Raw genomic sequence first — 24,115 nt, 5'->3', positions numbered from 1 at the left:
AGCCGATCAGCGACCCGTCGAGCAGCCCACTAACGCGCATATGCCGTGATTATGAAGTTGAGCCGTTTGACCGATGAAATGGTTTATCCATTCCTTATCTTATCACACCTGAAACGATGGTTGTATCTCCCGCCCGGGCCGCCGTCCGGAAAACGCCGGATGCGAAAATGTCAAAACAAAGCCTTGAACCAGCTGAAGATCCCTTCGAGCATGTCCCAGAGAAAAAAGCGGACTTCCGGTTCGGATGCTTTGACCGGCGCTTGATCTGCGGCTTTTGCGGTTTGGCTTCCCGGCTCCCCCGGGCTGTAGGACGTTTTTTTCGTTTTGCCCGACAGCTCTTTGGACGATTCCGCTTTCGCCGCGGCGGGTTTTGCCGCCGCGTCGCCGCTTCCCGCATCGATGAAGCAAAGCGGCGGGAACAGCACGCACCACCAGTTCTGGCCTTTGCCTTCGCCCAGCGTGATCCGCAGTGCTTCATAGTTTCCCGCAGGATACACGGTGCCCCCGTACAATTTCGTCGGGAAAGGCACAACGCCGAGTTCCACGCGGTAACCGTAGCCGATTCCCCGCTCTTCCAGCTCTCTGCCTACCAAGTCATGAAGCTCGGGCAAATGTTCGCGGATCGTTGCGCGAGCCGCCTCCAGACTTTGCGGATCCTCCAAATCCTGTACCCAGGCATCCATTTGTTCCACCACCGCATCCCGGATTTGCCGCTTGACGAGCTGGTCGTCCGGATGATCGGAATTGGCCAGGATGCGCAGCCGGATCGATTCTCCCGGAATCGGCCCGCCGGCGACGGCCGCGTCCGTTTTTTGCGCTTCCCAAGTCATGGCGAGCATCAATAAGATACAAAAAATAATGGCGGTATTCTTCACCAAAGACCGGAGACGGTCTCCTTTTTCGTTATGATTCCACATGCCGTTCATGCCCCCTCTATCAAATCCTGCTATGATACTGACCAGTATGGCCGGAAATGATAGAGTCTAAACCTGGCAATCTATGAATCTAGCGAAATAGTACAAAAGACCGTTCTCCCATTACCTTTGAAGGTCAGGGAAAACGGTCCACTTGTCCGTGTCAGGCCTGTTTGGCGGCCGCAGCTTTCTGCGGCGCCGGGGCGAAAATATCCTCGCTCACCTCGTGGCCGTGCACGCGCACGCTCATCACGATGCCGATGCTGGCCATATTGATGAGCAGAGACGTACCGCCGTAGCTGATAAACGGCAGCGTAATCCCCGTCAGCGGCATGAGCCCGATAAAGGCGCCAATGTTTTCGAAAATCTGGTACAGCATCATCGACACGACCCCGACGATGAGCAGCGGCCCCGCCCGGTCCCGGCATTCGAGGCAGATCAGGATCATGCGGTGAATCAATATGAAATACAGCAGCAGAACGACCGACGACCCGACAAACCCGAACTCCTCCGCGATTTCCACGAAAATCGAGTCGGAATACGTGTAAGGCACGCGTCCGGACTGGACCGACGTTCCCTGCATGTATCCTTCGCCCATCATGCCGCCGGAAGCGATGGCAAGTTTGGCGTTTTTCGTATGGTACGAGGCTTTGGCCGTCGCTTTGTCGGGAACGAGCCAAGGGTCGATCCGTTCCGTCCAATGTTCCCGCCCGATGTCTTTCAAGAATTTTTCGATATTGTCATGAAAGTGAATATAAGAGAAAATCCCGCCGACGGCGACCGCTCCCAAAATAATGAGGGCCAAAAAAGCATGCAGGAACTTGATATTGCCGACCCACAGCAGCCCGAGCAAAATGAGCACATAGCTGAGCGCGTTCCCAAGGTCGTTTTGGATCATGACCAGCGCAAACGGAATGAAGGTCAGCCCCCCGATCGGCAGCACGTCCCTCCATAGGGAAAGCTTGGGTTTGGGCCTTTTCATCAACAAATACGTCAGGAAAATGATCAAAATGAGCTTGAACAGCTCGGCCGGCTGCAGGCTGAATCCTCCGAATTTGAACCAGCCCTGGGCCCCGTTCACGTCCGATCCCAAAAAGTTGACCGCGACCAATAACGCGTTGCCGAACAAATAAATATATAACGCATACTTGACGAGCAACTTATAATCCAGTAACACCAGCCCGAAAAAAACGACGAAAGCCAAGATGTAATACTGGAGCATTTTGATGTGGGAGCCAGCGAACTTGGTGTCCGTCGTCACGCTGTATATCGCCATGATGCTGACGCCCATAAATATCATAAGTATAAAAACGACGACATAATCCACTTTTTTTAGCTTCTGAAGCATCTGCTATCCCCCTGATGCGGGCCTCTCCCGCCCTTCTTGCCGTGATCCTTGCCGAAAACTCACTGTACTATTGTAATGGAATAGCAGCCCCATATTCAATTCCTGTTAAATCCATCGCGAAGACGCCGGAGCAAACGGCCGTACCGGCCGCCTTTCTCCATGCTTTCCGGAAGCGGAAACGGCTCCTCCTCTTCCTGTCCGTGAATCCGGATGCTCATGACTACCCCGATGCTCACCATGTTGATGACCAGCGAGGTCCCCCCGTAACTGATAAAAGGGAGCGTAATCCCGGTCAGCGGCATCAGGCCGATAAAAGCCCCGATGTTGACGAATATCTGATAAACGAACATCGCGATGATGCCCGTGATCAAATACGGCCCGGCCCTGTCGCGGCAATCGGCCGCGATCAGCACCATCCGGTGGATCAGGATAAAATAAAGCAGCAGCAGCACCGACGAGCCGATAAAGCCGTATTCCTCGGCGATCTGCACGAAAATCGAGTCGGCATAAGCCAGCGGCACGCGCTCCGATTGGACAGTCGTGCCCTTCATGTACCCTTTGCCTTCGATGCCTCCCGAACCGATGGCCAGCTTCGCGTTGTACGTCTGCCAGCTGACGTCGCGGGAGGCGAGATCCGGCACCAGCCACGGGTCGAAACGGGCGATCCAGTGCTTTTTGCCGAGATCCTCTTTAATCAGCTTGACCGCCTTGTCATGATAATGGATGTAAGCCTGAATGCCCCCGAAAATCGCGGCAGAGGCGATCGCCAATGCGATAAACGCATGCGAATATTTGATGTTGCCGACCCACAGCAGCCCCGCCAAAATGACCATGTAGCTGAGGGCGTTGCCCAGGTCGTTCTGCAGCATCACCAGCGCCCAGGGAACCAGCGTGACAAGGCCGAGCGGGACCACGTCCCGCCAGAAAAGCAGTTTGTTTTTCCGCTTGCGGACCAGCAGGAAGGAAATGAAAATGGTGAGAAACAGTTTGAACAATTCCGCGGGCTGCAGGCTGAGCCCGCCCGGAAGCGTGATCCACCCTTTGGCCCCGTAATATTCGTTGCCGAATAACAGCACCAGCACGAGCAGCATCAGGCCGAACAAATAGATATATAAGGCATACCTGACCAGCAGCTTGTAGCTGATCAGCGAGAAACTCAAAAAAGCCGCGAATCCGACCACGTAATAAACGGCCATTCGCTCCGAATAATGTCCGATTTTGGGCCTGCCGGCCGTGACGCTGTAGATGGAAAGCAAGCTGAACGCCATCAACGCAAGCAGGATGAAAATGATGGACATGTCCATGCGTTTGAATTTCTGCAGCATGCGGCATCCTCCAATATGTTTTGGATTTGGCGAAATTCCCCAAGCCTCAATACCTCTATTGTAGTTTAAACCGGATGCAAAGAAAAATTTACCTCTGGCGCGGCATGTTGGAGACGCCGATCACGTGGCGCTCGATGCCGGCGAGGTCAGGGACGATGATGATGTCGTCCCAATGGCCGGCGGCGCGAAGGAGCTGCGCGACTTCGCGGGCCTGCCCCTGCCCGAGCTCGAAGGCGATGAGCCGGGGCGGGGCCTGGAGCAGCGTCAGCTGCTCCATCATGAGGCGGTACGGCGCGAGTCCGTCCGTGCCGCCGTCGAGCGCGGTGCGCGGCTCGTGGTCGCGCACCTCCCGCTGCAGGCCGGCGATGTCGGCCGCAGGGATGTACGGCGGGTTGGACACCAGGATGTCCAACCATGCCCCCGCAAACGGTTCAAGCAGGTTGCCTTCCAGGAAGTCAACCTGCGCGCCGTTTGCGGCGGCGTTGCGCGCGGCCACCCGCAGCGCGCTTGCCGAGATGTCGCTGGCACGGACATGCCAGCGCGGGGCGTGCAGCGCCAGCGTGACCGCGATGGCGCCGCTGCCCGTGCCGATGTCGGCGCACTCGAGCCGCCGCTCGGCGCCGTTTTTGCCCGCCGTCCCATCGCCGGGGGCGGCGGTGCCGCCAAGGCCGCCGCCGTGCGCGGCGCCCTCCGGCCATAAACGCCCGGCCTGCGCCAGCACGGCCTCCACGAGCAGCTCCGTTTCCGGCCGCGGTATGAGCACGGCCGGCGTTACCTCAAACGGGATGCCGTAAAATTCCTGCATCCCGATAATGTATTGCGCCGGCTCCCCGGCCCCGCGGCGCGACACCGCGCGCTCCCAAGCTTCGCGGCGCTCCGCCGGGAACGGCTCGGGCAGCGCCATGTAATAGGCGGCCCCTTCCAGCCCCAACACATGCTCAAGCAGCAGCTGGGCGCTGCGCTGGGGTTCGGTCACGCCGCACCCGCTTAAAAAAGAGGAAGCCTCAACGAAGGCTTCCCGTATCGTTTGCTTTGGCGTCATCACGAATGTGGTTTCTTGCAAAGCATTATTCCCCTTTTTCCATCAATTCCGCCTGTTCGGCGATGTTCAGCGCGGAAATGATTTCTTCGATTTCGCCGTTCATCACCTGATCGAGCTTATGCAGCGTCAGGCCGATGCGGTGGTCCGTCACCCGGCTTTGCGGGAAGTTGTAAGTCCGGATCCGCTCGCTGCGGTCCCCGGTGCCGACTTTGCTTTTGCGCTCGCCGGCGTATTTCGCTTCCTCTTCCTGGCGTTTCATATCGAAAATGCGGGCGCGCAGCACCTGCAGCGCCTTTTCTTTGTTCGAGTTTTGCGATTTGCCGTCCTGGCAGGTCGCCACGATTCCGGTCGGGATATGCGTAACCCGCACGGCGGATTTGGTCGTGTTGACGGATTGTCCGCCCGCGCCGCTGGAACAGAACGTGTCCACGCGGATATCCTTGTCGAGAATCTCGATGTCGATATCCTCGACTTCAGGCATCACCGCAACCGTCGACGTCGACGTATGGATCCGGCCGCCCGACTCCGTTGCCGGGATGCGCTGCACGCGGTGCGCTCCGCTTTCGTATTTCAATTTGCTGTAGGCGCCGCGGCCGTTGATCATGAAGATGACCTCTTTGAAGCCGCCGAGATCGTTCATGTTCGCTTCCATCAGCTCCACGCGCCAGCCTTGGGTATCGGCGTAGCGGGTGTACATGCGGTACAGGTCGGCCGCAAACAGCGCCGCCTCGTCGCCGCCCGCCGCGCCGCGGATTTCGACGATGACGTTTTTGTCGTCGTTCGGATCTTTCGGAAGCAGCAGGATGCGGATGCGTTCTTCCAGTTCGGTCTGCCGCGAGGACAGCTCCTCGATTTCCATTTTGACCATTTCGCGCATCTCGTCATCGAGCTTTTCGCCTTGCATCGCTTTGGCGGCCTCCAGCTCTTCCGTTACGGTTTTATATTCGGTATAAGCCTCGTAAGCAGGCTGTAAGTCGGATTGTTCCTTCGAATATTCCCGAAGTCGCTTGCTGTCGTTCACAACATCTGGGTCGCACAGCAGCTCGCTCAATTTTTCATAGCGGTCTGCCAAGGCTTGCAATCGGTCCAACAAGGGGGGTCACCTCTCCTGTTTTTAATATATTCCGGGCCCCCGCAAAGCAATCGGAATAAGCTTCAGACATCACGCGTCACTTTGTGGGGCTGTTTTTTTGGTATCATATGAAGAAAAAGCCGTTTATCCTTTCGCTAGCACACCATGGACAGACGACTTTTTATTATAACATGGAACATGCATTTTTTCCAGCTTCAAAACAGCGGCCCTACTGAACTTTGAAATTGCCGGGATTCAAGCTTCCCGGGTTGAGTGCGGTGCCAACGGTTCAAGGTTCCGCATCGGAATCCATCCATATTCCTGCCCGCTCGCCATGCGGCACCATCCCCATTCATACCGTTCCTTAAACCGTTCGAAACATGCCGATCCGCTTTCTTGGTACCCGTTTTATGGAAATCATTCAAAACAAATACAGCATTCTTCGACCTTGAGGTACAATAAAAAAAGTTTTTAAAAATCTTGCAGGGTTCGTTTCGCGCGGGGCGTCTAACGAAATGAAACGGGAGGAGGGGAGAAGACTGGAAGAGTTGCAATGGGTCCGGGCCGTCAAGGCCGGCCATCCGGAAGCTTACAAATACCTGGTGCAGCGGTACCAAAACATGGTATATCACGTGTGCCTTAAAATAACGTCCGACGATACGTCAGCCAAGGATTTGTCGCAGGACATCTTCATGAAGGCTTATTCGGCCCTTCCCGCCTTCCGCGAGGATTCCTCCTTCTCCACCTGGCTGTACCAGATCGCCGTCCGCAAATGTCTCGACTGGAAGCGCGCGCAGCAGCGCGAGCAGGCGCGGCGGAGTCCCGGGGAAGTCAACGAAAACGATTGGGTTACAAGCGAGACCCCGGAACAAATCGTACTGTCCGAAGAAAAAAGCAGCCGGATCCGAAGGATGGTCGACGAACTGGCGGAGCCGTACCGGTCGGCCGTCCGGATGTATTATTTTGAACAATGCTCTTATCAGGAAATTGCCGAGAGGCGCGGGATTACCGCCAAAACGGTGGAATCGCAGCTGTACCGTGCAAGGGCGATGATGCGAAAGAAAGGAGAGGAACTACGATGAAATGCGAATTAATCCAATACCAGCTGGGGGCTTATACCGCAGGGGAGCTTCCTCACGAATCCTCCCTTTTCATCGAACAGCACCTCCGTACCTGTCCTGCCTGTCAAGCATGGCACAAGGAGGTACAGGAAATGGCCCTTATCTGGCAACAGCCTGGCGAAACGAACGACTTTCCCGATTTAACGGCGGACATCATGGATGAAATCCGGCAGTTGCCGCCTCTATATACGCGCCAAACTTCGCGTTTGAAGCCGAGGGATTCCCGAAGATCGATGATCGCCCATTTTGGGGTAGCGGCCTGCCTGGCCTTCTTCCTATTCCAATTCAACGTGTTCGAACACGTAAGCTCGGGCATCACCCAGGCGACGCAAATCTTTTCCGATTCCGTGGATCATATATTTAAGGAGGGTAAACGATGATTAAAAAAAGTAGATGGCTGACGTTTTTGCTCGCGATGATTCCGGGCGTCGGACACCTGTACCTGGGTTTCACCAAACAAGGACTGCAAATGATGATCGGGGCCGCAGCCTGCATCATCCTGATTCCGTCCATTCCGATGATTTTCTCGTTCGCTCTGGCGATTCTGTGGTTCTATCAACTGTTCGACGCGCTGCAAAAAGCCGCCTGGATGAAAGCCGCGGCCCTGGAGCAGGAACGCATGATGATGGGGCAGGAAACCTTCGGGTATCCTTGGACGATGCAGGATTTGATGGCGATGGGCGGATATCCGCGGGAAAACCAGCTGAATCCGGTCTGGACCGGGATCGGGTGCGTCATCGTAGGGGCAGCGGTGCTTCTCATGACCATCTTCCCCGCGCTCTGGCACTGGCTGCTTCAGCAAAACACGGCCAGCGTCCTGCTCGCCGTCGCATTAATCGGCTACGGCCTGCGGCTGTTGCTTAAAAAACCCGATCGTAGAGGGAGCGAATCTTTATGAACCCCCAAGTGAATCAAACGCCCCCGCCCGTCAAAGTCGGCCGATGGACTTCTGCCATCGGCCTGATCGGCATCGGCGTGATCGTTTTGCTGCAATTCAACAACATCATTTCGTTTGAAGCGCTCAAATACGTTTGGCCCATGCTGCTGATTCTGCTTGGCGTCGAGGTGGTCATCGCCAATATCGTCCACTCCGAAAGAAGGGTCCGTCTCGGCGGATTCAGCGTCACGATCCTGATTCTGCTGCTGCTGGTCAGCACGGTTCAGACCGTGGTTCCCGATGTGAGCAGCTTGTTCAACCGGGGATATGTCAGCGCCATTCGGGGCCAGGAGGAAATAGGGAGCAGCATCAAACGCGTCGAAATCATGGTCGATCACGGGAAGATCAACGTCACCGGCACCGAAGATGCCAAGTTAACCTACGACGGAAAATTTCGTTTCCGGGACGCCAAACACCAGGAAGATGCCGACCTCAAAGCCAAAGAAAGATGGAAGGTCAGTTCGTCGGGAGACACGCTCGTCCTTTCGCTCGAAGACAATCCTGAAATTTGGTTTAATTTCGGCTTCATCCCGGATGATTATTTGAACGTATCGGTTCCGAAATCGCTTGAGGTCGAGGTTCATACCAAAAACGACTCGGTGACCGGGAAACAAATGGACGCCGGCTTCACGGCCGTAACCACCAACTCGTCCATTACGCTGGAGGAAATCAAAGGCAGCGTGTCCGCTTCAACGACAAACGGCGCGGTTCGCGTGAAGGACATCGGCGGCTCCGCCCAAGCGAAGTCGACCAACGGGTCCCTTACGATCGAACGAGTCGCCGGCGCGGTCACGGCCAAGACGACCAACGGGGCGATCCGGGGAACGTCCGCCATCGGCGGCGACTGGACCTTAAGCAGCACGAACGGCAGCATTAACCTGAAGGTTCCCAAAAACACAAGCGCCGAAATCAAGGCCAAAACCACCAACTCATCCATCGGCGGCAGCGTTCCGTGGAGCGAGAACGGCGGCGATAACCATAAGCAGGCCGTGATCGGGGACGGCTCCCACCAAATCGTGCTGTCGACATCCAACGGGAGCATTAAGGTCAATTACGGAGAGTAACCTTTAGCCCCCCTAAAGGAGATGTTCATTGTATTCGTTCGTTAAATTTAAAATCGGCCTATCGAGATTGTTCATCTCGTTTAGGCCGATCTTTTTGTTTGCAGGGCCCCCGTCAAACCGCGACTCCGCTGCGGATACGGAGTTCTTGTTCCTGGGCCCCGTCGCTCATTCTTTATTCATCGACCAGCTCCAACAAGTAATCGGTGTATTCCTGCTCGCTCATCTTCGAAATGGCGGCCGCCAGCTTGTCTTGGGCTTGTTCGGACGGCAGCCGCTCATAATCGGCTTGGTTTATTTTGGCCATCCGCGCCCGATATGCGGGCGTGCTGTTCTGCTCGATATATTGAATGACATCCTGCATGGGCATTTTCTTTAGCGTCCAAATACTGATGTCGTCGCTCAACGGATCCTCCCCCTTTTTAAATAGATGTCCATGTACTCCTATGGTGTCCGATCACCGTGGCACCCATTCCGTCCGTTTCGGGCGTCGCCTTGCCCGGAGACCGATTGCAAAGGGATGTAAAAAAGGCTGCCCCTGGGCAAACTGAACTCTTTCGCTAATTGACTAGCAATCGGGTGCAGTGCGCTGTCGGGACAGCCTAATATGTCGAACTCTCGTCTTACACGTTAAACCGGAAATGCATCACGTCGCCGTCGGCAACGACGTAGTCTTTGCCTTCGAGGCGGAGCTGGCCGCGCTCTTTGGCCGCGTTCATGCTGCCGGCAGCCATCAGGTCATCGTAGGAAACGACTTCGGCCCGGATAAATCCGCGTTCAAAGTCGGAGTGGATAACGCCTGCAGCCTGCGGCGCTTTGGTTCCTTTGCGGATCGTCCACGCCCGTACTTCCTGAACCCCGGCCGTGAAATACGTATACAGGCCGAGCAGGCGGTAAGCCGCTTTAATCAGGCGGTTCAGGCCTGATTCCTCAAGGCCCAGCTCTTCCAGGAACATCGCCTTGTCTTCTCCCTCAAGCTCGGCGATTTCCGCTTCGACTTTCGCGCTGATCGGCACGACTTCGGCATGTTCCGCCGCCGCGAAATCTTTGACCTGCTGCACGTAAGGATTGTTGTCCGCGTCGGATACCCCGTCCTCGCTGACGTTGGCCGCATAAAGAACCGGCTTCATCGTCAAGAGATGCAGATCGCGCAGCACAACCTTCTCGTCTTCGGTAAGCTCCACGCTGCGCGCAGGCTGATCGTTGTACAACGCTTCTTTGACGCGTTCCAGAATGGCGATCTCCTGCTCGTATTGCTTGTTGCCGCCCTTCATGTTTTTGCGGGCGCGGTCGATCCGTTTGTCCACGCTCTCCAGATCGGCCAAAATCAGCTCCAAATTAATGGTCTGGATGTCGCTGATGGGATCGACCTTGCCGTCGACGTGCGTAATGTTTTCGTCCTCAAAGCATCTGACGACATGGACGATGGCGTCCACCTCGCGAATATGGGCCAGAAACTTGTTGCCAAGCCCTTCGCCTTTGCTGGCGCCGCGGACCAGGCCCGCGATATCCACGAATTCGAATGCGGTAGGCACGGTTTTGTTCGGCTGCACAAGTTCGGTGAGCTTGTCCAGGCGCTCGTCCGGCACCTCGACGACGCCGACGTTCGGGTCGATCGTGCAGAACGGATAGTTGGCGGATTCGGCTCCCGCCTGCGTAATCGCATTAAACAAAGTGGATTTGCCGACGTTCGGCAGTCCCACGATACCTGCTTTCAAAGCCATGGATGATGACACTCCTATTTCATATTGGACTAGGCTTAAGCCTGAATGAATTGAAGGATGCTGAAAACCCTCATCTATTAAAAAAACACATACGCGAATCCTCGTTACTTCGCTGCAAATGCGCAGCCTCTCAATCCTACCCATTATATATTAGAACCTTGGGGGCATCAAGATAAGGAACCGATTCCCCGCCGATGCGGCGGAGGTTCGTACCACCCCCCCTGATCCCTCCGCAAGAGGGTGGAGAGCTGGTCCTGACAGCCGTCAAGGCGAAATCCGGACCAGCCTGTCGGTCGCCCGCAGCGCGGCGATATCGGCCGCGCCGATCCCGAACATGGCCGTGCGCAGCTCAAACTCGACTTGGGCCAGCACCGCATGCAGCGTCTCCTCCGACTCCACGGCCGGGCCAAGCATGCTTCGCCCGAATCCGGCCAGGTCGGCCCCAAGCGCAAGCACCTTGGCGGCATCCACGCCGGATTGGAGGCCGCCGCTGCCGATCAGCCCGGCTTCCGCCGACGTTTTCCGGACCTCCGCGACGCATTCGGCCGTCGGATTGCCCCACCCGGCAAAGGCCTCGGCCGCTCTTCTGCGCATCGGGTCTTGGCTGCGGTGCTTTTCGACCTGGCTCCAGGAGGTGCCTCCGGCTCCGGCGACGTCGATGAATTTCACGCCCGCCTCCAAAAGCAGCGCCGCCGTCTCCCCGTCGATGCCCCAGCCGACTTCCTTGACCCCGACCGGAACCTCCAGCTGCCGGCATACTTGCTCGATTTTGGCCAACAATCCGCTGAAGTTCGTATTGCCTTCGGGCTGAAATACTTCCTGCAATCCGTTCAAATGCAGCACCAGCATGTCCGCACCGGCAATGTCGACCGCACGGCGGCACTCCTCCGCCCCGAAGCCGTAGTTGAGCTGTACCGCTCCCAGGTTGGCGATGACGGGGATCGTGGGGGCATGTTTACGCACACGGAAGGTGTATGCAAGCTCTTCCCGCTCTACGGCCGCGCGCACCGATCCGATGCCAAGCGCCCAGCCCCGCGCCTCGACGGCCGCGGCCAGCCGTTCGTTTATGGCCCCCGTCGCTTGGCTCCCCCCAGTCATGGAGCTGATCAGCAGCGGCGTACGCACCGGCCTGCCCAAAAAGGAGGTCTCCAGGCTGATAGCCTCAAAATCCGTCTCCGGCAGCGCGCGGTGGCGAAAGCGGTATTTTTCCAGTCCGGACGTCACGCCTACGCCGCTGACATCCTCCGTCAAACTGATCCGCACATGTTCGATTTTTCGTTCTCCCGTTGCGATTTCCGGCAAAAGCGATTTTTTGCCCGTATGATTATCGCTCATCGCGATCCCCCTTCCGCATGATCCCGCTTGGCCATACACATGTGATCCGGCCGAATATGAACCCGTAGATTACGCATCCGTCCGCCAAAATATTCTCCTATCATCTCATTTCTAACCCTTTAGTTCAAATCCGATTCATGACCGGCGCCTTTTTAGTCCAGACTAGAAGGTGGATTTGAAAAAAACGGACGGAACGCGTAAAAAAGCAGCCGAAACGGAGGATGACACATGCGACAAAAGGCGGACAGTGCCACGGCTTACGGGGCGAATCCCCCCTCTTCAGACAACCGATCCGAAAGCCTTCGACGCGGAAAGCGGCGCAAAGGCCGCTGGGCCATGGCTTTGTCGGCACTCCTCGTGCTTTGGCTCGTATGCGTGATCATATATCAGACCCATAAGCCGCTCCCTCCGGGCCTTTCCCACGAAAGCCCGCTTTATTACGTGAACAACGTCCGGTTTCTCTATGACCTGACCTACCCCGATCCGTCCGGCAGGGTGGTGAGCGAACAGCAGATCAAGGACCGCATCCATGAAATCGTGGACGAGTCCCGGCGGTTTCTCGTGATCGACTTGTTCCTGTTCAACAACTACACCCATAAGGGCCAAAACTTTCCGAAGGTCAGCGACGATTTGACCGATCACCTCATACGCCACAAAAAGGCGTTCCCCGCCATGGACATCGTCATGATTACCGATCCGGTCAACACCGAATACGGCTCCGCTCCCAACCCGCTTTTGGAACGGCTGAAGGCTGCCGGGATCCGGGTCGTGGTGACGGAACTGAATCCGCTGCGCGACCCGAATCCGATCTATTCGGCGGTATGGCGCACGTTTATTCAATGGTTCGGCGAATCCGGCCAAGGATGGGTGCCGAATTTGATGGCGAACAAAGCTCCGAAAATGACGGTCCGCTCCTACTTGAAACTGTTAAACGTAAAGGCAAACCACCGAAAAGTCGTCGTCAGCGAAAAAAACGCCCTCGTCCTTTCGGGCAACGTCCATGACGCCAGCGCCTATCATTCCAATGTGGCCCTGGAAGTGCAGGGTCCGGTGATTCAGGATATTCTCGCAACGGAGCAGGGCGCGGTCGACTTATCGAAGGGAGGCCGGCTTCCGCGGTACATTCCGGATGAACACGCAGGAAAAAACCGGGGGCCGATCGGCGTCCGGTATGTAACGGAAGGCAAAACGTACAAATACGTGCTGCAGGAGATCGAGGGGGCAAAGCCGGGCGATACGCTGTGGATGGGCATGTTTTACATCGAGGACAAAAAGGTGTTGAACGCCCTGCTGTCCGCGGCGGCGCGCGGCGTGGACGTCCGCCTGGTGCTCGACCCGAACAATAACGCCTTCGGGCAGAAAAAAATCGGGATTCCGAACCGGCAGGTCGCTCCCATGCTGGCCAAACGTTCAAAAGGGGGCATCTCCATCCGCTGGTACCATACGACACAGGAGCAGTTCCATACGAAAATGATGTACATCCAAAAACCGGCCGGACATTCCGTCATCATCGGCGGCGCCGCAAACATGACCCCTCGCAACCTGGACGATTACAACCTGGAAAACGACCTGTGGGTTTCCATGCCGGCGGGCTCGCCGCTGGATTTGCAGATGCAGCATTATTTCGACCGTTTATGGAACAACCGGGACGGCTCCTTCAGCCTCGATCTCGGCGCCTACCGCTCCACCTGGTACGAAAATCTCATCTATCGCGTCCAGAAGGCGGTCCGTTACACCACTTATTGACGGTGGTATTACGGTACTCCCCCCGGTATTTACCCGCCGTCATGGAAGCATGCAAAAAAGGCGTTCCGCCGGGCGGGACACCTTTTTTTATGGCGTTTTTACGGTTGCTCGCAAACGGACTTAAACTGGCAGCGGTCGCCGCACAGGCGGCCTTTGCCGTGCGGTACGCACATCGGCGTGCCGAAAATCGGGTCTTCCGCGATCATGCAGTCCATATAAAACACTTCCTTGACCATCTGGGGCGTCAGCACGTCCTCGGGTGCCCCGGCGCAAAATACGCCCTGGTTTTTGACCGCGATCATGTGGTCGGCATAACGGCAGGCCAGATTCAAATCGTGGAGCACCATCACGATGGTGCGGCCCTGTTCGCGGTTGAGCTCGTATAGAAGATCGAGCACTTCGATCTGATGGTTCAGGTCCAAATAGGTGGTCGGCTCGTCGAGCAAAATAAGATCGGTATTTTGCGCCAGCGTCATGGCGATCCACGCCCGCTGTCTTTGGCCGCCGGATAGCGAATCCACCGTGCGTTCCGCGATGTCGGTAAGCCCGGTCATCTCCAGCGCTTCCCGCACAAGCCGTTCGTCCTCCTCGCTCCACTGCTTCAGCCAGGACTGGTGCGGATATCGGCCTTGTTTGACCAGCTGCAGCACCGTCAGTCCTTCGGGAGCCGTCGGCCCCTGCGGCAAAATCGCCATGTTTCTTGCTACCTCTTTGGTTGATGTGCGGTGGATTTCCTTGCCATCCAGAAGCACAGATCCGCTTTTCGGTCTGAGCAGGCGGGCCAGCGAGCGCAGCAGCGTCGATTTGCCGCATCCGTTGCTGCCGATCAGCACGGTCACCTTTCCTTCAGGAATCTGAAGGCTAAGGTCCTTAATAATCTCCGTATCTCCGTAACTGAGTGTCAGCGCCTCGGTTTGCAAAAGAGTCATCGCCGGTTACCTCCCCATTCTCTGTTCTTTTGATCGCCATCCAAGCCAAAGTTCCGCCAGGCAGCAAATGATAATCATTATCACAAATATAAAATGTCCCGTAACCAATGTCAATACGGCGGGCTTGCCCGCCCCGCTATAAAAGCGGGGACATCAGGCGGGCGAGCGACTCCAAAATCCGTTCGGGAATTTTCTTTTTCATGAACTTGTCCATGACGATTTGCTTCGTCGATTTGAGATCCCGCTCAAAATCCGACACGATCCGCTTCACGCTTTCCGTCTGCACGAGCAGCGCGTTCACCTCGAAATTCAAATGAAAGCTCCTCATATCCATGTTCGCCGTGCCGATCGTGGCCACTTCGCCGTCGATGATGAGCAGCTTGGAATGCAGGAACCCTTTTTCGTATTCGTAAATTTGCACGCCGACGTCCAGCAGTGCCGGGAAATAGGAATGGGATGCCAGAAACGGCAGCCATTTATCCGGTTTTGCCGGGAACAGGATGCGAACGTCCAGGCCCGACATGGCCGCCACCCGCAGGGAGGTGAGGATATCCTCATCCGGTATGAAATACGGCGTCGCCAGCCACACGGATTTTTGCGCGGAAGTGATCATGGAGAAAAAAATATTTTTGAGCGCGCGGCGGTCGTTGTCCGGCCCGCTCGGAATGATCTGGACGGCCCCGCTGTTCCGTTCCGCCAGAAGCGGCGAAAGGTATTCCGCCTCCAGCACCTGCTCCCCCGTCATGTAATTCCAGTCCTGGAGAAAAATGATCTGCAGCGTCCGGACGGCTTCGCCTTTCACGGACATGTGCGTATCCCGCCAAAAGCCGTAGGTGGCATTGCGGCTCAAATATTCGTCCCCGACGTTCAGGCCGCCGATGAACCCCACGTTCCCGTCGATGACGACGATTTTGCGATGATTGCGAAAGTTGACCCTCGACAGGAAAAACGCTTTGGAGCTTCCGTATGCCGCAACCTTGACCCCGGCGTTGGCCATTTCCCTCAGAAACGACTTCGGCAGCTGCATGCTGCCCCAGGCATCGTACATAAACCGCACGTGGACGCCGGCTTTGGCTTTTTCGATCAAAATCCGCTGAATCCGGGTCCCGATATCGTCCGCCCGGTAAATGTAATACTCCATATGAATATGATGTTTGGCCTTTTCCAGCTCCTGCAGCAGCGTGGAGAAGGTTTCTTTGCCGTTGGTCAAAATGCGGGTTTCGCTCGAAAACGAAATCGGCGTCCTCGCCAATCTCTGGGACAGTCTCAGCAGCTGCTGCTGCATCGGATTCAAATCCGACAGGTCCTGCTGGACGCGGACGCTTCCTTCCTCGAGCATCTCGTAGATTTTCGAATCCTGCTCGGCCTTTTTGTCGAATTTGCGGCGTTTGAAGTAGTTTTGCCCGAACAGCAGGTAAAAAAACAGCCCCACGACCGGCACCAGCGCCAACAGCAAAATCCACGCCATCGTCGATGAAGGGTTTCTGTTCTCCATAAATATCATGAATCCGAGCGATACGACGGTCAGAGTCGAAAATATGCTGACGATCGTGCCTGCCGTTTTGCCGAAAAACCCGAATCCGACGTAATAAAAGACAAATAATAAAGCCGCAATAAGTACAGCCTGTATAGCCCTTCTCATCTCTTCCCCCGATTCGTCCGCTTTTCCAAAAGCGCGGCCTGTTCCGGAATTTGGCGAAAATCCAGGTACAGCCAGCAAATTCTATTCTACATGAAGTGACGCCATCTTCCTATAGATCCCGCCATAAAAAACAGTTTAAAACGGGATTTGAAAAAGGGCCATCCCTTTCCTTAACCAGAAACATTTGACGCAGATAAGGACGCCTCTTCAAGGCAATGATCAAAAAAGATGCGTCGCAGCCTTGACAACCGGCTGCATTCGTGAAATGATGTTCCTAACGACCGTTAGGTAGTTTAAATGGAGGCGATGTTATGAATGCAAAACGAATGCTTTTGGAAACCGCGCTGGCGCATTTTGCGGAGGATGGTTACGAAGGGGCCTCGCTGCAGAAAATAGCCGAAGAAGTCGGGATCAAAAAGCCTTCCATATACGCCCATTTTAAGGGAAAGGACGACCTGTTCCTCTGTTCGCTCAAAAACGCGCTGAAAGAAGAAAAGCGGCGAATTACCCGCTTTTTCATCAGCCGGAAGGACCAGCCGCTGGATCGGCGTTTGTCCGAGCTACTGGCCTTTCTCCAAGAGGAATACAACCGCAGCAGCGAGAGCAAATTCGTGCTTCGTATGTCCTTTTTTCCGCCTTCTTCCTTGTACGACGAAGTCATGAAACTGATTTATCCGTTTTTGGATTCCATGGAAAGGCGCGTTTTGCGGCTGATGGAGCAGGCGAAGGCGGACGGAACGGCACCCATCGCCAATCCCGAGGATGCGGCGGTGGCCTATATGACCTTGGTGGACGGCATTATGATCGAGATGGTGTACAGCGGGATGGCCAGCGCCAAGCGGAGACTGAAAGCATCCTGGCCTATTTTCTGGGCCGGCATTCAAGCTTCAAAAACCTAGAAGGAATGATTAGAGGAGGGGGATCAACATGAACCGGAATTGGTTGTACGTTATTTTGGGCGGCGTCGTCGAGGTGCTGTGGGTTTCGGGCTTGAAACACTCCACCAACCTGTTGGAATGGATTCTGACGATTGCCGCGATCGCGGTCAGCTTTTATCTCATTATCGATGCATCGAATCATCTTCCCGTGGGGACGGTATACGCCGTCTTTACCGGACTTGGAACGGCCGGCACGGTCGTTACGGAAATGCTCGTCTTCGGGGAGCCGTTCAGTTGGGCGAAAACGCTGCTGATTCTCGTGCTGCTGGCAGGCGTCATCGGATTGAAGTTGATTACGGCGGATGAAGGCGCCAAGAAAGGAGCGGATGCGTAATGGCTTGGGCAGCGATCGTGCTTGCCGGGATCAGCGAGATTTTCGGCGTCATCGGCATCAAGGGCGTAACGCAAAAAAAGGGCTGGACTGCCTACTTAGTGCTGTTCGCCGCTTTCATCACAAGCTTTTCCCTGTTGTCTTTCGCGATGAATACCCTGCCGATGGGGACGGCGTACGCCGTATGGACCGGAATCGGGACCGTGGGCAGCACGCTTGTGGGCATGTTTGTGTTCGGGGAGCCGAAGGAATGGCGCCGCATGCTTTTTATCGCGATGATTCTCGGTTCGGCGGTAGGTTTGAAATTAATTTCGTAAGCGATGCAAGAAAAACGTCTATCGACGTACTGTCTCAGTAGACAAACCGCGTTTAAATGAAGTTTTTCTTGCAATATCAGGAAATAACAGCCCTGTAGCTTATACTTTCTGAATATTGTCACAAAACAACGGCCTCCTTTGTCTTCCTATATGGAACGACAAAACGAGGAGGGAATTGGAATGAACATGCGATTAAATTACCGGACCGCAAATCCGCATGTATTGCAAGCGTTGGGAAATCTGCAAAAGGCCAGTTCGGACACTTCAATCGATATCGTCCTGCAGGAGCTGATCAAAATCCGCGTCTCGCAAATCAACGGCTGCGCGTTTTGCCTGGATATGCACGCCAAGGATTTAATGAAACACGGGGACTATTTGAATCATATCGTACTCCTTAACGCATGGCGCGAGGCGACGATTTATACGGAGCGGCAGCGGGCGGCGCTTGCCCTGGCCGAAGCGGTGACGCTGATCTCCGAGCAGGGCGTGCCGGACGACGTCTATGCGGAAGCCCGGAAGCATTTTGACGAAAAAGAGTTCATGGAACTGATTCTGGCGATCAACACGATCAACGGCTGGAACCGGGTCGCGATTTCGACGGGCTTGTTCCCGGGATGCTTCTCGCAGCCTGAGAACGCGAAAGCTTAATCGGTTCGCGGAATCGAAAACCCTGCCCTTTTAGCGAAGGTGCAGGGTTTCTTTTCATTGCGTTGAAGGTTGATCCCTCTTGGGCGCAGAAATGTATCATACCAGTACAATAACGAAAAGAGGGAGGCTGGAGATGACGAATAAGGCGGCATTCGAAACGCTTTACCGGACCTACCGGACTTACGGTATGTCCATTGCCTACCGTATGCTGGGCACGTACGCCGATGCCGAGGATATCGTCCAGGACGTATTCGCCGAGCTTGCGGACAAGAATCCGGCGGAAATTCACCATATGAAATCCTATATCGCCAAATCGGTGACGAACCGTTGCCTGAACCTGCTGCGTTCCGCGAGGAAAACCCGCGAGGAATACATCGGCGAATGGCTGCCCGAGCCCATCGCGGCATCCTCCGAGCTGCCCGAGCTTGCAGCGGAGCAAAAAGATACGCTCTCCTATGCCTATCTGCTCATGCTGGAACGGCTTAGCCCGATCGAACGGGCGGTATTTCTGCTGCGGGAAGTGTTCAAATACGGGTATGGGCAAATTGCGGACATGACGGGCAAAACGGAAGCCAATTGCCGCAAAATACTCAGCCGTGCCAAACGGCAGCTTCAGGGAAACGAACAGCCTGCATCCCCGCCGGGTACCGAGCGGCAAAGGGCAGCCGTGGAGCGGTTTGCGGACGCTTTTCTTCACTGCGATTCGAAGGCGCTGCTTGAACTTCTGGCGGAAGACGCGGTGCTTATTTCCGACGGCGGAGGCGTGGCACGGACGGCCATCCGGCCGATTTTCGGCCGCGACCGCATCCTGAGATTGTTTTGCTCTCCGAAGGCGTATCGGGATATGCGGATCTGGAGCAGGCAAATCACCGAGCTGAACGGCGAAACGGCTATCGTGTTTACGGACGGCCATGGAGCGAAGGCGGCAGTTTGCTTCCGTTTTACCGAATCGGGGGATCGGCTGCGGCATGTGTATATGATCAAAAACCCGTACAAGTTAGTTCACTTGCGAACGTAATAAAAACGCCCCTTTGTCAGGCGACAAGAAAGCCATGAAGAAGCTCTTCATGGCTGCTATTGTTGCTCCGCGGATGCAGGAAGCCTCATGCTTAGATCGGCCTGCTCTTCCAGCGGCCAGGGAATCCCCGCTTTTATTGTTTCCTCGTAATTCCTCAGTTCGCAATTCTTTCCAATAGCCTCTTCAATGGGACATGTTCGCCGGCCCGAAAACGGGACCAAAGACGCAAATTTGAATCCCCCCTTCCTTTTGTAATATAATTTTTTTGACTACACGGTCAGATTAAGAACCGAAGTGTTCAGAAAGGAGTGAATGTTCGTTTGTCTGAGAAATTGGCGGACAAAAAGAAACAGATTTTGAAGACCGCCCTGCAGCTGTTTTCCACCCAAGGGATCTCGTCCACGTCCATGCAGGAAATCGCCGAGTATTGCGGGATGTCCAAGGGAAGCCTTTATTTGCATTTCAAATCGAAGGAAGAGCTTGAACAAAGCATTTATTCGTATTGCGAAGGGATGATCCGCGACAGCGTCATGCAGGTGGAGCAGGAGCATCTTCTGACTCCGAAGGAACAGCTTCAAAAGCAGGTCGAAGTTCTGCTGAACCGTCTGGTCGAGCTTAGGGAGTTTGCGATCATGCAGCTCCATGACCAGCATATAGGCGGTAAAAAGCCGGCCCTGGAAGCATGCATCCGCGAAAAGCATATCCACGCGCTGCAGTGGTTCCACGACAAATTGGCCGTCATCTATGGGAAGGACATCCTGCCCCACGCCATGGATTTGACGCTGTTTGTGACCGGCATGCTCGGCGGATACATCCGGATGCTCATGATCCCGGGGCTGCCGCTGAACGTCCGCCGGATGGCGGAACGCCTTGTGATGCTGCTGGACGACGTGGCGGCAAGCACGCTCCGCAAGCAAATGGAGCCGATGGTTGCCACCGAGGTGTGGTCCCAATGGCTGGATAAGTACATGACAAGCCCGGACCGTCCGCGCCATCCGCTTATGGTGACGAAACAAATGAAGGATAGGCTCAAAGAGACCGACATCGACGCGGCCAGAAAGGAATTTGCCCTCGATTCCATAGAAATCATGGAACAGGAGCTGCTCGACATCGAGCCGCGCAAAGCCATTCTGACCGGCATGATGAGCAACCTGGAACAAATCCGGGAGCTTGGGCCGCTGAACAAGGAACTGAAGGAAATTTACGAGCTTTACATTGTTTCCCGAGCCGAGCAGCTATGAAAATACATGACGATTCTGGCTACACCCCATACTTGGAAGGTAAATAGAGAGGAGTAGAAACCTGCGAGATGAAAGGAATCATTAATTTCTCATTGAACAACAAGTTTGCGATCTGGATTCTGACCGTCATCGTCGCGGCAGCCGGATTGTACAGCGGCCTGGCGATGAAACAGGAAACCATCCCGAACATCAACATCCCGTTCCTTAGCGTGACCGCGGTTTATCCGGGCGCTGCCCCCGAAGGGGTCGTCCAGGACGTGACCGTGCCGCTGGAGCAGCGGCTGCGCAACGTCGACGGCGTCAAAACCGTCACTTCCACGTCGATGGAAAACGCGGCCAACATCGCGATGGAATTCGATTACGGCACGGACCTCGACCAGGCGACGGCGGCCGTGCGCGAAGCGCTGAACGAGGTCAAACTGCCGGACGGCGCCCAGAAGCCTACCATCTCCAAATTCAGCATGAACTCGTTCCCCGTCGTGTCCCTCAGCGCCTCCGACGATTCGGACGATCTGGAGAAGCTGACCCGCAATATCGAAAATCAGGTAGAGCCCGAACTGGAAAAAATCCCGGGCGTCGCCTCCATCTCGATTTCGGGGCAATACGTCAAGGAAGTAAAGCTGAAGTTTAACAAAGAAAAAATGGCCCAGCTCGGCCTTTCCGAAGACACCGTCAAAGGCATCGTCCAAGGATCTTCGATCCATGTGCCGCTGGGCTTGTTCACGCTGGATCAATCCTCGAAGGCCGTTGTCGTCGACGGCAACGTCATTACGCTGGACGACCTGAAAAACCTGGCCATCCCCGTCATCCCTAACGCGGGAGGCGCAGCCTCCGGAGCAGCCGGAGCACAGGGACAAAGCGCAGCGGCCGGCGCTCCCGCCCAAGGAGCAGGGTCGGCAGCCGGTGCGCAGGGCAATGCCGCTCCGCCTGCCGGAGGCGCCAGTGCAGGCATGACCGGCGGCGCAGCCGGGCAAGGACTTGCGGCGGCCGGCATCCCGACGGTCAAATTAAGCGATATCGCCGACATCCAGGTCATCGGCAAGGCCGAGTCGGTATCCCGTACGAACGGCAAGGCTTCAATCGGCCTGCAGATCGTCAAGGACAACGACGCCAACACCGTCGAAGTGGTGAACGCCGTCAAAGATAAAGCGAAGGCCCTGGAAAGCGAGTTCAAGGGCATGCACCTGACGGTTCTGCTCGACCAGGGCAAGCCGATCGAGGACGCCGTGTCCACGATGATGAGCAAAGCGGTATTCGGCGCTTTGTTCGCGGTGATCATCATCCTGATCTTCCTGAGAAACATCCGTTCGACGCTGATTTCGATCCTGTCGATCCCGCTCTCCCTGCTGATCGCGCTGTTGATCCTGTGGAGACTGGACATCACCCTGAACGTGATGACGCTCGGCGCCATGACCGTCGCGATCGGGCGCGTCGTCGACGACTCGATCGTCGTCATCGAAAATATTTACCGCCGGATGAGCAGCAGCGGCGAGAAACTTCGCGGACGCGAGTTGATTCGCGAAGCCACGCGCGAAATGTTCATCCCGATCATGTCGTCGACGATCGTGACGATCGCGGTCTTCCTGCCGCTTGCGTTCGTCAGCGGCATGGTCGGCGAGCTGTTCCTGCCGTTTGCGCTGACGATGGTATTCGCCCTGCTGGCTTCCCTGCTCGTGGCGATCACGCTCGTGCCGATGATGGCGCATTCCTTGTTCCGCAAAGGCATCAAAGCATCGAAGAAGCATGACCATGACAAGCCCGGCAAAATGGCCCGCGGCTATCAGCGCATCCTGAACTGGTCGCTTTCGCATAAGCTGCTCACCTTCGGCCTGGCCGTGATTCTGCTTGTGGCGAGCTGCTTCCTGACGCCGCTCATCGGAACAAGCTTCCTGCCGGATCAGGAGGACAAATACGTCATGGTGACGTACTCTCCGGAGCCTGGCGCTCAGCTGGAAACGGTCGAAAAACGCGCTTTGGATGCGGAAAAATACATTTTGCAACAGCCTGAAGTCGACAAAATGCAGTATTCCGTCGGCGGCAGCGGCAATCCGCTTGGCGGCGGCTCCTCCAATTCGGGGCTCTTTTATATCGAATACAAAAAAGACACCAAAGATTTCGAAAACGTGAAGAAGAACCTCATCGAAGGACTGAAAAAACAAGTCGCCAAGGGCGAATGGGCCACGATGGACATGGCGGGCGGCCTGGGCGGAAGCTCGCTGAACGTCAGCGTGTTCGGCAACAGCCTGGAGGACATCAAGCCGGTGGCCGATCAAATCCTGAAGCTGGTCGAAGCGGACAAAGCCAATTTCGAAAAAGCAAAAACGAGCCTGTCCAAAGCCTATGACCAGTACACGATCATCGCCGACCAGCAAAAGCTGAGCTCCCTGGGGCTGACGGCAGGGCAAATCGCCATGAAGCTGAGTCCGGAAAGAGAGAAGCCGGTGCTGACCGAGGTTGAGGTCGAAAACAAAAAATACAAAGTGTACATCGAAACCGACGGCAAAGATTACAAGAGCATCGGCGACATCGAAAAAGAAACGATTGCATCCCCGCTTGGCATGAACGTGCCGATCAAAGACGTCGCGAAAGTCGAAAAAGGCTCTTCGCCGGATACGATTACGCGCACGGACGGCAAAATGGTCGTCAACGTCACGGCGAACATTGTATCAAGCAACGTGGGCAAGGCATCCGCCGATTTGCAGAAGGGCATCGACAAAATCAATCTTCCGGACGGCGTGGAAGTCAAATTCGGGGGAACGACCGAGCAGATCAACGACACCTTTACGCAGCTTGGCCTCGCCATGGCGGCGGCCGTCGCGATCGTGTATTTCGTGCTCGTCGTGACGTTCGGCGGCGGTCTGGCGCCGTTTGCGATCCTCTTCTCCCTGCCGTTTACGATCATCGGCGCGCTGGTCGGCCTGTGGCTCGGCGGAGAAACGCTGAACGTATCTTCGCTAATGGGTGCGCTCATGCTGATCGGTATCGTCGTCACCAACGCGATCGTCCTGATCGACCGGGTCATTCACAAGGAACGCGAAGGCCTGTCGACGCGCGAAGCGCTGCTGGAAGCAGGAGCAACCCGTCTGCGTCCGATTCTGATGACCGCGCTCGCCACCATCGGCGCCCTGCTCCCGCTCGTCACCGGGCTGGAAAGCAGCGCAGGCATCATTTCGAGGGGCCTCGGCATTACCGTGATCGGCGGCCTGATCAGCTCCACCTTGCTGACGCTGGTCATCGTGCCGGTCGTATACGAATTCCTGATGAAGTTCCGCAGACCCAAAATAGAGGATTAAATTCAAGAAGCGCAGCATAACCAATAAGGACGCGTTCTTCCCCGAGCGGGAGGGGCGCGTCCTTTATCGTGCCTCCGCTTGAGCCATAACTTCGGCCCGCAAGTTTGTATCGGCCTGCAGCTTGCAGTAAAAT

Annotated in this window: 22 protein-coding genes; 12 read left to right on the top strand and 10 right to left on the bottom strand. The window is 55.8% G+C overall.

Annotated features, from left to right (window positions below; genetic code table 11):
- Window positions 1–170: 170 nt before the first annotated feature.
- The 5 genes from spoIIR to prfA form a co-directional block, all read right to left on the bottom strand.
- Window positions 171–917, bottom strand: a complete 747-nt coding sequence (gene spoIIR, locus KI367_RS11655) for a stage II sporulation protein R (protein WP_212949786.1) — start codon at window positions 915–917, stop codon at window positions 171–173.
- Window positions 918–1,077: 160 nt separating this feature from the next.
- On the bottom strand, window positions 1,078–2,262 hold the full coding sequence (locus tag KI367_RS11650) for an FtsW/RodA/SpoVE family cell cycle protein (RefSeq protein WP_036706360.1): 1,185 nt from the start codon (window positions 2,260–2,262) through the stop codon (window positions 1,078–1,080).
- A gap of 95 nt (window positions 2,263–2,357) precedes the next feature.
- Window positions 2,358–3,587, bottom strand: a complete 1,230-nt coding sequence (locus tag KI367_RS11645) for an FtsW/RodA/SpoVE family cell cycle protein (RefSeq protein WP_081991984.1) — start codon at window positions 3,585–3,587, stop codon at window positions 2,358–2,360.
- Window positions 3,588–3,675: 88 nt separating this feature from the next.
- Window positions 3,676–4,629, bottom strand: coding sequence for a peptide chain release factor N(5)-glutamine methyltransferase (prmC, locus tag KI367_RS11640; RefSeq protein ID WP_212949927.1), 954 nt, complete (start codon window positions 4,627–4,629; stop codon window positions 3,676–3,678).
- 25 nt (window positions 4,630–4,654) lie between these two features.
- Entirely contained in the window at window positions 4,655–5,722 is a 1,068-nt protein-coding gene (gene prfA, locus KI367_RS11635) for a peptide chain release factor 1 (protein WP_036706357.1), read from the bottom strand.
- A 494-nt stretch (window positions 5,723–6,216) separates the two neighbouring features.
- On the opposite strand from prfA, the gene KI367_RS11630 reads away from it, so the two are divergent.
- From KI367_RS11630 to KI367_RS11615, 4 genes are read left to right on the top strand one after another with little or no spacing between them, the layout of a single operon-like run.
- A complete protein-coding gene (locus tag KI367_RS11630; protein WP_197069897.1) occupies window positions 6,217–6,783 on the top strand; it encodes an RNA polymerase sigma factor in 567 nt (188 codons plus the stop codon).
- Window positions 6,780–7,202: a zf-HC2 domain-containing protein gene (locus tag KI367_RS11625; RefSeq protein ID WP_212949784.1), complete on the top strand. Its 423-nt coding sequence runs from the start codon at window positions 6,780–6,782 to the stop codon at window positions 7,200–7,202. Before KI367_RS11630 ends, KI367_RS11625 begins: the two co-directional genes overlap by 4 nt.
- Window positions 7,199–7,720 carry a hypothetical protein gene (locus KI367_RS11620; RefSeq protein WP_036706346.1) on the top strand — a complete coding sequence of 174 codons (522 nt, stop codon included), beginning with the start codon at window positions 7,199–7,201 and terminating at the stop codon, window positions 7,718–7,720. Before KI367_RS11625 ends, KI367_RS11620 begins: the two co-directional genes overlap by 4 nt.
- A complete protein-coding gene (locus tag KI367_RS11615; RefSeq protein WP_212949782.1) occupies window positions 7,717–8,823 on the top strand; it encodes a DUF4097 family beta strand repeat-containing protein in 1,107 nt (368 codons plus the stop codon). Before KI367_RS11620 ends, KI367_RS11615 begins: the two co-directional genes overlap by 4 nt.
- A 172-nt stretch (window positions 8,824–8,995) precedes the next feature.
- Here the strand turns inward: KI367_RS11615 and KI367_RS11610 are convergent, their stop codons facing one another.
- The 3 genes from KI367_RS11610 to fni all read right to left on the bottom strand — a co-directional run bounded on the left by KI367_RS11610 (window position 8,996) and on the right by fni (window position 11,879).
- Entirely contained in the window at window positions 8,996–9,226 is a 231-nt protein-coding gene (locus KI367_RS11610) for a hypothetical protein (protein ID WP_036706341.1), read from the bottom strand.
- 217 nt (window positions 9,227–9,443) lie between these two features.
- Entirely contained in the window at window positions 9,444–10,544 is a 1,101-nt protein-coding gene (gene ychF / locus KI367_RS11605; protein ID WP_036706339.1) for a redox-regulated ATPase YchF, read from the bottom strand.
- A 264-nt stretch (window positions 10,545–10,808) separates the two neighbouring features.
- The gene (fni, locus tag KI367_RS11600) at window positions 10,809–11,879 is read right to left on the bottom strand and encodes a type 2 isopentenyl-diphosphate Delta-isomerase (protein ID WP_212949780.1); all 1,071 of its coding nucleotides are present in this window, start codon (window positions 11,877–11,879) and stop codon (window positions 10,809–10,811) included.
- A 228-nt stretch (window positions 11,880–12,107) separates the two neighbouring features.
- Here fni and KI367_RS11595 point away from each other — a divergent pair, with 228 nt between their 5' ends.
- Complete coding sequence (locus tag KI367_RS11595) at window positions 12,108–13,625, top strand: phospholipase D family protein (protein ID WP_246536858.1); 1,518 nt, start codon at window positions 12,108–12,110, stop codon at window positions 13,623–13,625.
- 98 nt (window positions 13,626–13,723) lie between these two features.
- Here KI367_RS11595 and KI367_RS11590 read toward each other — a convergent pair whose 3' ends face one another.
- Complete coding sequence (locus KI367_RS11590) at window positions 13,724–14,554, bottom strand: ABC transporter ATP-binding protein (protein WP_212949778.1); 831 nt, start codon at window positions 14,552–14,554, stop codon at window positions 13,724–13,726.
- 136 nt (window positions 14,555–14,690) lie between these two features.
- Window positions 14,691–16,196 (bottom strand): cardiolipin synthase, encoded by a 1,506-nt coding sequence (cls, locus tag KI367_RS11585; protein ID WP_212949776.1) that lies wholly within the window; start codon window positions 16,194–16,196, stop codon window positions 14,691–14,693.
- Between the two features lie 311 nt (window positions 16,197–16,507).
- On the opposite strand from cls, the gene KI367_RS11580 reads away from it, so the two are divergent.
- From KI367_RS11580 to KI367_RS11550, 7 genes are all read left to right on the top strand, one after another.
- Window positions 16,508–17,095 carry a TetR/AcrR family transcriptional regulator gene (locus tag KI367_RS11580; RefSeq protein ID WP_212949775.1) on the top strand — a complete coding sequence of 196 codons (588 nt, stop codon included), beginning with the start codon at window positions 16,508–16,510 and terminating at the stop codon, window positions 17,093–17,095.
- A gap of 28 nt (window positions 17,096–17,123) precedes the next feature.
- Complete coding sequence (locus KI367_RS11575) at window positions 17,124–17,468, top strand: DMT family transporter (protein WP_036706329.1); 345 nt, start codon at window positions 17,124–17,126, stop codon at window positions 17,466–17,468.
- Complete coding sequence (locus tag KI367_RS11570) at window positions 17,468–17,782, top strand: DMT family transporter (RefSeq protein ID WP_212949773.1); 315 nt, start codon at window positions 17,468–17,470, stop codon at window positions 17,780–17,782. Before KI367_RS11575 ends, KI367_RS11570 begins: the two co-directional genes overlap by 1 nt.
- 180 nt (window positions 17,783–17,962) lie before the next feature.
- On the top strand, window positions 17,963–18,430 hold the full coding sequence (locus KI367_RS11565) for a carboxymuconolactone decarboxylase family protein (protein WP_036706325.1): 468 nt from the start codon (window positions 17,963–17,965) through the stop codon (window positions 18,428–18,430).
- A gap of 133 nt (window positions 18,431–18,563) precedes the next feature.
- Window positions 18,564–19,448 (top strand): RNA polymerase sigma factor SigJ, encoded by an 885-nt coding sequence (gene sigJ, locus KI367_RS11560; protein WP_246536856.1) that lies wholly within the window; start codon window positions 18,564–18,566, stop codon window positions 19,446–19,448.
- Between the two features lie 320 nt (window positions 19,449–19,768).
- Entirely contained in the window at window positions 19,769–20,689 is a 921-nt protein-coding gene (locus KI367_RS11555) for a TetR/AcrR family transcriptional regulator (protein ID WP_052146739.1), read from the top strand.
- A gap of 68 nt (window positions 20,690–20,757) precedes the next feature.
- Complete coding sequence (locus KI367_RS11550) at window positions 20,758–23,982, top strand: efflux RND transporter permease subunit (protein WP_212949772.1); 3,225 nt, start codon at window positions 20,758–20,760, stop codon at window positions 23,980–23,982.
- The last annotated feature ends 133 nt before the right edge of the window (window positions 23,983–24,115 follow it).

The sequence above is a fragment of the Paenibacillus cookii genome (genome assembly GCF_018333375.1).
In the GTDB taxonomy this organism is placed as follows: domain Bacteria; phylum Bacillota; class Bacilli; order Paenibacillales; family Paenibacillaceae; genus Paenibacillus_AQ; species Paenibacillus_AQ cookii.
The sequence above is the reverse complement of the archived record's forward strand: the minus strand, read 5'-3'. Positions and strand labels throughout refer to the sequence as shown.

Coding starts and splice junctions, on each gene's coding strand:
- KI367_RS11595 (WP_246536858.1), top strand. CDS start 12,108: ATGCGACAAAAGGCGGACAGTGCCACGGCTTACGGGGCGAATCCCCCC.
- ychF (WP_036706339.1), bottom strand. CDS start 10,544: ATGGCTTTGAAAGCAGGTATCGTGGGACTGCCGAACGTCGGCAAATCC.
- KI367_RS11630 (WP_197069897.1), top strand. CDS start 6,217: ATGAAACGGGAGGAGGGGAGAAGACTGGAAGAGTTGCAATGGGTCCGG.
- KI367_RS11565 (WP_036706325.1), top strand. CDS start 17,963: ATGAACATGCGATTAAATTACCGGACCGCAAATCCGCATGTATTGCAA.
- KI367_RS11590 (WP_212949778.1), bottom strand. CDS start 14,554: ATGACTCTTTTGCAAACCGAGGCGCTGACACTCAGTTACGGAGATACG.
- KI367_RS11550 (WP_212949772.1), top strand. CDS start 20,758: ATGAAAGGAATCATTAATTTCTCATTGAACAACAAGTTTGCGATCTGG.
- KI367_RS11575 (WP_036706329.1), top strand. CDS start 17,124: ATGAACCGGAATTGGTTGTACGTTATTTTGGGCGGCGTCGTCGAGGTG.
- KI367_RS11580 (WP_212949775.1), top strand. CDS start 16,508: ATGAATGCAAAACGAATGCTTTTGGAAACCGCGCTGGCGCATTTTGCG.
- sigJ (WP_246536856.1), top strand. CDS start 18,564: ATGACGAATAAGGCGGCATTCGAAACGCTTTACCGGACCTACCGGACT.
- KI367_RS11625 (WP_212949784.1), top strand. CDS start 6,780: ATGAAATGCGAATTAATCCAATACCAGCTGGGGGCTTATACCGCAGGG.
- fni (WP_212949780.1), bottom strand. CDS start 11,879: ATGAGCGATAATCATACGGGCAAAAAATCGCTTTTGCCGGAAATCGCA.
- prmC (WP_212949927.1), bottom strand. CDS start 4,629: ATGACGCCAAAGCAAACGATACGGGAAGCCTTCGTTGAGGCTTCCTCT.
- KI367_RS11620 (WP_036706346.1), top strand. CDS start 7,199: ATGATTAAAAAAAGTAGATGGCTGACGTTTTTGCTCGCGATGATTCCG.
- KI367_RS11650 (WP_036706360.1), bottom strand. CDS start 2,262: ATGCTTCAGAAGCTAAAAAAAGTGGATTATGTCGTCGTTTTTATACTT.
- cls (WP_212949776.1), bottom strand. CDS start 16,196: ATGAGAAGGGCTATACAGGCTGTACTTATTGCGGCTTTATTATTTGTC.
- KI367_RS11570 (WP_212949773.1), top strand. CDS start 17,468: ATGGCTTGGGCAGCGATCGTGCTTGCCGGGATCAGCGAGATTTTCGGC.
- KI367_RS11615 (WP_212949782.1), top strand. CDS start 7,717: ATGAACCCCCAAGTGAATCAAACGCCCCCGCCCGTCAAAGTCGGCCGA.
- spoIIR (WP_212949786.1), bottom strand. CDS start 917: ATGTGGAATCATAACGAAAAAGGAGACCGTCTCCGGTCTTTGGTGAAG.
- KI367_RS11645 (WP_081991984.1), bottom strand. CDS start 3,587: ATGCTGCAGAAATTCAAACGCATGGACATGTCCATCATTTTCATCCTG.